Source organism: Promicromonospora sp. NPDC023987 (genome assembly GCF_040639055.1).
GTDB lineage: Bacteria > Actinomycetota > Actinomycetes > Actinomycetales > Cellulomonadaceae > Promicromonospora.
This window is the reverse complement of record NZ_JBEZZF010000124.1, coordinates 1-7,348: the sequence shown is the minus strand read 5'-3', so window position 1 is coordinate 7,348 and position 7,348 is coordinate 1. Positions and strand designations below refer to the sequence as shown.

5 protein-coding genes are annotated in these 7,348 nt (G+C 73.1%); 2 read left to right on the top strand and 3 right to left on the bottom strand.

Going from position 1 to position 7,348, the window contains the following annotated elements:
• On the top strand, positions 1-101 hold a 101-nt coding region (locus AB0F40_RS26920; protein ID WP_357475279.1), incomplete at its 5' end, for an AMP-binding protein.
• A 234-nt stretch (positions 102-335) separates the two neighbouring features.
• Here AB0F40_RS26920 and AB0F40_RS26915 read toward each other — a convergent pair.
• From AB0F40_RS26915 to AB0F40_RS26905, 3 genes are all read right to left on the bottom strand, one after another.
• Positions 336-1,529: an MFS transporter gene (locus AB0F40_RS26915; RefSeq protein WP_357475276.1), complete on the bottom strand. Its 1,194-nt coding sequence runs from the start codon at positions 1,527-1,529 to the stop codon at positions 336-338.
• A 115-nt stretch (positions 1,530-1,644) separates the two neighbouring features.
• The gene (locus AB0F40_RS26910) at positions 1,645-2,835 is read right to left on the bottom strand and encodes an MFS transporter (RefSeq protein ID WP_357475274.1); all 1,191 of its coding nucleotides are present in this window, start codon (positions 2,833-2,835) and stop codon (positions 1,645-1,647) included.
• A gap of 95 nt (positions 2,836-2,930) precedes the next feature.
• Positions 2,931-5,270: a family 43 glycosylhydrolase gene (locus AB0F40_RS26905; RefSeq protein ID WP_357475272.1), complete on the bottom strand. Its 2,340-nt coding sequence runs from the start codon at positions 5,268-5,270 to the stop codon at positions 2,931-2,933.
• Between the two features lie 386 nt (positions 5,271-5,656).
• Here AB0F40_RS26905 and AB0F40_RS26900 point away from each other — a divergent pair, with 386 nt between their 5' ends.
• Positions 5,657-7,255, top strand: coding sequence for an ABC-F family ATP-binding cassette domain-containing protein (locus tag AB0F40_RS26900; RefSeq protein WP_357475270.1), 1,599 nt, complete (start codon positions 5,657-5,659; stop codon positions 7,253-7,255).
• Positions 7,256-7,348: the final 93 nt, after the last annotated feature.

Here is a 7,348-nt window from a genome sequence, read left to right as displayed (position 1 = left end):
AGGCCGGGCGGACCAATCCGGCGCCGTGCGCCGAGGTCGCGGCGACCGACCCGCTCTACATCCTGTACACGTCGGGGACCACGGGAAAGCCCAAGACCTGACGAATTGCCGATCACTCCACCCGACCCGGCCCCGGGCCGGCTCCACCCGCCCCGAGCGGCCCCTAGTCGGCCCCGAGCTCGAGAGGTCGGTAATTGGTCGCATGATCGGCAACTCGGGCTACCGATTACCTGATGAACTGCCGACCACACCCCGCCCGGCCCTGACCCCGCACCCGGCCGTGACCCCCCGCCCGGCCCAACCCCCGGCCCTGACCCCGCCCGGCCTGGCCCACCTCAGTCCTGCGTCGCCGGGAACGCCCGCCGCGCCACCAGCACCACCACCAGCGCCGCGACGACGATCACCGCCCCGGTGTACGGCACGGCGGCGAACCCGGCGCCGTCGAGCACGAGCGCCCCGAGGGCCGCGCCGCCGCCGATGCCGATGTTGGCGGTGGAGTTGACCAGCGCGCCTACGACGTCGGGCGAGGCCCCGCGCGTCCGGATGGCCGCAGCCTGGAAGACGGCGGCGACGGCGCCGAAGCCGATGCTCCACACCGCTGCCGCCGCGAGCGTGCCCGCCGTGCCGGGGAACGCGAGCCCGAGTGCCAGGATCCCGCCGGTGACGACGACCAGGGTGATGACGGTGGTCTGCCGGGGGCGCACGTCGAGCCGGGCGGCGGCGAAGGCCGCGCCGATGAGGCCGAGGGCACCGATCAGCAGCAGCGCGGGGCCGAGCGCCGCCGTGGCGAGCCCGGCGGCCAGCAGCAGCACCGACACGTACGTGTAGACGGTGTAGTGGCCGAGGTAGGCGAGCGCGTTCGCCGTCGTGACCTTGGCCAGGGCGGTGCGGCGGGCGCCGCGGGCGGCGTCGTCCGGGGGAGTGCCACCACCCGGGACCGACGGCAGCAGCAGCGCCGTGAGCACCCCGGCGAGCACGCACGCTCCGGCCAGCACCAGGAAGGCGGCGCGCCAGCCGACGGCGGTGCCGAGCGCCGTCGTCAGCGGCACACCGAGCACGAACCCGGCCGACGCGCCCAGGGTGACCAGCGCCAGCGCGCGGCCCGCCAGATGCGCGCGCACCAGGCGCGACGCGTACCCGATGCTCACGGAGAAGAAGACGGCGTGCGACGCGCCGCCCAGCGCCCGGGCCGTGGCGACGAGCGCGAACGTTGGCGCGACCGCGACGATCACGTTGCTCAGGACGTAGACGCCGAGGGCGGTGAGCAGCAACGTCTTGCGGGGCAGCTTGCGCGTGACCGTCGTCAGGGGGACGGCGAGCACAGCGACCATGAACGCGTAGGCGGTGACGAGCAGTCCCGCGACGCCCTCTGAGACGCCGAGGTCGTCGCTGATCAGGGGAAGCAGACCCACCGGGACCAGCTCGGTGGTGATGGCGACGAACGTGGCGAGCGCCAGGGCGAACAGCCCGCCGGCGGCCTCCCGAACGTCCCCGGGCTGCCAGGTCGGCCGTACGTGCGGTGTCGCCATGGTCTCCATCCCAGACCGGACGAGCCTCGTTAGCAAGGTGATAGGCCGAAGACGACCTACGTCGCGGCCCGCCCGGCGGGTGCGCCGCCTACCCGGCGGATAGCGCGCGGCCGGCTCAGGCCGGCGTCGCCGGGAATGCCCGGCGGGCGAGCAGCACCACGACCAGCGCCGCGACGACGAGCACCACCCCGGCGTAAGGCACGGCGGCGGCCCCTGCGCCGTCGAGCATCAGCGCCCCCAGCGCCGCGCCGCCGCCGATGCCGATGTTGGCGGTGGAGTTGACCAGCGCCCCGACGACGTCGGGCGAGGCCCCGCGCGTCCGGATGGCCGCCGTCTGGAAGACGGCGGCTACCGCGCCGAACCCGATGCTCCACATCGCGGCGGCGGCGAGCGTGCCGACCGTGCCGGGGAAGGCGAGGCCGACCGCCAGGATCCCGCCGGCGACGACGGCGAGGGTGATGACCGTGGTCTGCCGGGGCCGGACATCGAGCCGGGCGGCGGCGAACGCGGCACCGACGAGGCGGAGCGCCCCGATGAGCAGCAGAGCGGGTCCGAGGGCAGCCGTCGCGATCCCCGCGGCCAGGAGCAGCACCGAGATATACGTGTAGACCGAGTAGTGGCCGAGGTAGACCAGCGCGTTCGCCGAGGCGACGGTCGCCAGCGCGGTGCGGCGGGCGACGCGGGCGCCGTCGGCCGGGGGAGCCCCGCCGGCCGGGACGGACGGCAGCAGCGCCGCGGTCAGCACGCAGGCGAGCGCGCACACCCCGGTCAGGACGAGGAAGGTCGTGCGCCAGCCGACCGCCGCCCCGAGCGCAGTGGACAGCGGCACGCCGAGCGCGAACCCGGTCGACGCCCCCAGCGTGACGAGTCCCAGCGCCCGCCCGGCGAGGTGCGGACGCACGAGACGGGCGGCATACCCGATGGTGACCGAGGCGAAGACGGCGTGCGAGGCGCCGCCCAGCGCCCGGGCCCCGGCGACGACGGCGAACGTGGGCGCGAGCGCGACGATCACGTTGCTCACCGTGTAGATGGCCAGGGCGCCGACCAGGAGCGCCTTGCGCGGCAGCCGGCGGGTCGCCAGGGTCAGGGGCAGCGCCAGCGCGGCGACCATGAACGCGTACGCCGTGACCAGCAGCCCGGTGAGCGGCTCGGAGACGGCCAGGCCGTCGCTGATCAGGGGGAGGAGGCCCACGGGGGCCAGTTCGGTGGTGACGGCGACGAACGTCGCGAGGCTCAGCGCCACCAGCCCGCCGCCAGCACGACGCACGCCCCCGCCCCTCCAGGACATGGAAGCGGATGCGGGCATGCCCGCATCCTGACACCCCCGGCTCCGTTGAGTGCGTGATATTTGCCGTGTCGAATCGTTCCGGGAGGGCGAATATCACGCACTCAACGGGTGGATCAGTCGATCTCGCGGAGGAGTACCTTCTCGAAGGTTGCCGTTGTTGCCGGGGTGGCGCCGCCGCCCGCGTAGATGCCTACCTCCGGATCCGTGCCCGCAGGGAGCGTCCAGGTGGCGCCGAAGCGCCAGCTCTCGCCGTCCCGCGAGGACGCCGCACGGTACTCGTGCTCACCGGTGGCCGGGTCCGTGGTGTGGAACAGGCGCAGGTGCATGCGGTCGTCGACCGGCCCGGAGACGTGGCCGCCGAACCAGGTGCGGCCGTCGGCCGTGAGCTCCTTGCTGAACTCGACCTGGCGGGTCTGCCAGATCGACACCGGCGCGAGCCGCAGGAAGTCGTCGTCGCCCGCGTGCACCAGCAGGCCCGCCTGCTGATAGTTGCGCACCGTGTCCTCGCCCAGCGGCAGGTGCACGGTGGCCTCCAGCACGAAGTCACCGTCCGGCGCGTCGCGCAGCAGCGCCGGTGCGTCGTTGGTGGCCCCCACCAGGTCGTGCCCGGTCAGCGGCCACTCCAGCGCGCCGTCCTTGACCTCGACGGCGGCCGGGTCGTGCAGCCACCGCCACCCCGCGTCCAGCTCGCCGTCGAACTCCTCGGCGAACGTGACGGCGCCGGCCTGCGGCTCGGCGACGCGCTCGGTCACCGGGTCGTGCGCCGCCACGACGGTCAGGTTGTCGAGCTGCGCCTCACCGCCGTCGGCCGTCAGGCGGACGGGCGCCCGCCGGGGCAGGTCGCGACGCGGCTCGAACCGCACCTCGGCGTCCACGTCGCCCAGGCCGCTCGAGGACAGCCGCGCGTCGACCACGCCGTCGCGCGCCTCGACGGTCAGCACGTGCCACGAGGTCAGGTCCACGTTCGCGGGCACGTCCGCGCGCCGCACCTGACGTCCCTGCCCGACGACGAGCTCGCGCGCCTCCGCGTCCAGCCGCACCGACACCTCGGACCGGCCGGACATGCCGGACCGGCCGGACCGACCGCCGACGGCGACCGTGAGCGACCCGTCCGCGTCGGGCAGCCGCACGTCCGCCTCGACCCGCACGTCGCGCGAGACGGGCGCCGTCCGCGCCACCGCGGCACGCCGCCAGTCCGGAACCAGCCGCGCGATCGCGCCCGCGTCGCCCGACTCGTCGGAGCCGACGGCGAGCGTGCCCGCCTCCCGTCGGAGCCCGTGCCCCGACGCCGGGTCGTCACTCACGATGCCGAGCCCGCTCGCGGCCACCGGCCCCGGCTGCGGACCCTCGCTGGGCCCCGCGCCCGCGTTGACCACCGGCCACCCGTCGATCCAGTCCATCCGGTCGATCAGCGTGGGCCGCCGGTTCACGCCGCCGGGCTCGTTCAGCCACGCCTCGTCCTTGTCGATCGCGTGGTACAGCATCCAGTCCTGCCCGGCGGCGTCGGTCAGCACCGCGTGGTGCCCCACCCCGATCCACCGGTTGCCGTTCTGCGCCAGGACCTGCGTGCCACCCACCCGGGACTCGTTCAGGCTCACGCCCTCGTGGTCCGTGAACGGGCCCAGCGGCGACCGCGACCGCCCCGTGTACACGCTGTACCCCGTGACCGGACCGGCACAGCAGTTCGCCGACGACCCCATCAGGTAGTACCAGCCGTCCCGCTTCACCACGAACGCGCCCTCGTACCGGTCCGCCACGGTCACCCGCGTGGGCTCACCCACCGCCCGGGTCCCCGTCTCGTCCAGCTCAGTGACCCAGATGCCGCCGTTGAAGCCCCCGAAGTACAGGTAGCGCGTCCCGTCGTCGTCCGCGAACAGTGCCGGGTCGATCGTGTTCAGGTACGAGTCGCCGCCCGCCGGCCGCGGGTCCAGCACCGGCCCGCCGGAGTCGGTCCACGGCCCCGTCGGCGTCGGCGCCGTCGCCACCCCGATCGTGTAGTCCCACGGATCAGGGTTCGCCTCCGTGTCCGTCACCGTGTAGTACATGACGTACTCGCCGTCCACGTAGCGGATGTCCGGCGCCCAGAAGTACGAGGCGCTCGCGGCCCAGGCCGGCCGGTTCTCCTCGTCGAAGATCGTGTCCACGTACTCCCACGTCTCCAGGTCCCGGGACTTGGCCACGTGCATGTTCCCGAAGGGCCCACCCGACACCAGCGGGTCGCTCGTCGCGTACAGGTACCACCAGCCGTCCTTGCCGCGGATCACCGCGGGGTCGGCGTAGGTGTCGGCGAACGGTTCGGTGATCGGGTTGGTGAAGGTGGTGCCGGGCGGGCTCCCGCTGTCGGACGGCGGTGGGGCGGCCGCTGCTGGTGCGGCACCACCGGCGTCGGGCAGCGCGCTGGCGCCCAGGGCCAGTGCGAGCGAGGCGAGGACGGCGACAAACCGGATCTGCATGGGGTTCTCATCCCTTCGGGCGACGGGGAACGTCCTCGATGACGGGACCCGGCGCGCCTTGACGACGAAGTAGCCTGGTACAACGTAGTACCAGGCGAAAAGGTACCGTCGGCCGACCGGTTCCGTCCAGGAGCCGTGCGTGGCCCAGGAGACGACCCCAACACGATGCACGCGACACGCCGGTGATGCCGTGCACCGTGCTGGGGTCGCCCCGGTGCCTGGCCGGGCTCGGCCGGGCTCGGCCGGGCTCGGCCGGCGTGCGGGCGGCTCGCTCCGACGTGAGGCAACGCACCGTAATCCCTGGACGATGGGCACTAGACTGGACCGGCCCCCGCCGCTGTGGGCCGAACGATCGAACACCACCCCCAACTGTGAGGACCGTCTGCGTGATCACTGCCCATGGCGTCGAGCTGCGCGTCGGCGCGCGCGTGCTGCTGAGCGAGGCGAACTTCCGGGTCGCCTCGGGCGACCGGATCGGTCTGGTCGGCCGTAACGGTGCCGGCAAGACCACGCTGACCAAGACCCTCGCGGGGGAGACCCAGCCGACGGGCGGGCAGATCGTGCGCGGCACCGACATCGGCTACCTGCCGCAGGACCCGCGGACCGGCGACCTGGAGATCCTCGCGATGGACCGGGTGCTGTCCGCACGCGGACTCGACAAGGTCATCGCCAAGATGCGCCAGGCCGAGGGCGAGATGGCGTCCCTCGACGAGGCGACGCAGAACGCGGCGATGGAGCGCTACCCGAAGCTGGAGTCGCGCTTCCTGGCCGCCGGCGGGTACTCCGCCGAGTCCGAGGCGCAGATCATCACGGCGAACCTGGGCCTGGACGAGAAGGTCCTGGCGCAGCCGCTGGGCACGCTCTCCGGTGGTCAGCGCCGTCGCATCGAGCTGGCGCGCATCCTGTTCAGCGGCGTCGAGACGCTGCTGCTGGACGAGCCAACCAACCACCTCGACGCCGACTCCATCATCTGGCTGCGCGACTACCTGCGGGCGTACAGCGGCGGGTTCATCGTGATCAGCCACAACACCGACCTGCTGCGCGCCACCGTGAACAAGGTGTTCCACCTGGACGCGAACCGGGGCGAGCTCGACCAGTACAACCTGGGCTGGGACGCCTACCTCGAACAGCGCGAGACGGACGAGCGGCGTCGTCGGCGAGAGCGGGCCAACGCCGAGAAGAAGGCGGGCACGCTGCTCGCCCAGGCCGAGAAGATGCGCGCCAAGGCGACCAAGGCGACGGCCGCGCAGAACATGATCAAGCGCGCCGAGAAGATGCTCGGCGGGCTCGAGGCCGAACGCGTCTCCGACCGCGTGGCCAACCTGCGCTTCCCGACGCCGGCGCCCTGCGGACGCACGCCGCTGACCGCCAACGGGCTCTCGAAGGCGTACGGGTCCCAGGAGGTGTTCGCCGGGGTGGACCTGGCGATCGACCGCGGGTCCCGCGTCGTCATCCTGGGCTTCAACGGTGCCGGCAAGACGACCCTGCTGCGCATCCTCGCGGGCGTCGAGGCGGCCGACACCGGCGAGGTGGTGCCCGGGCACGGGCTCAAGCTCGGCTACTACGCGCAGGAGCACGACACGCTCGACATGGACGTGACGGTCGTGGAGAACCTGCGGCACGCCGCGCCCGACCTCACGGACACGCAGGTGCGGTCCGTGCTGGGCTCGTTCCTGTTCAGCGGGGACGACGCCTACAAGCCGACCAACGTGCTGTCCGGCGGCGAGAAGACGCGGCTCGCGCTCGCGACGATCGTCGTGTCCGGTGCGAACGTGCTGCTGCTCGACGAGCCCACCAACAACCTCGACCCGGCGTCGCGCGCCGAGATCCTGGGCGCGCTCAAGACGTACGAGGGCGCGGTAGTGATGGTGACGCACGACGACGGCGCCGTGGAGGCGCTGGAGCCCGAGCGCGTGCTGCTGCTGCCCGACGGCGACGAGGACCTCTGGAGCGACGAGTACGCGGAGCTGGTGTCGCTGGCCTGACCCGGCCGTGCCGGTGGTCGGGCCTGCCCCGTTGGTCGAGCCTGTCGAGACCAGAATAATAACCACCCACCGCGAGACAAAGGCGGCACACCA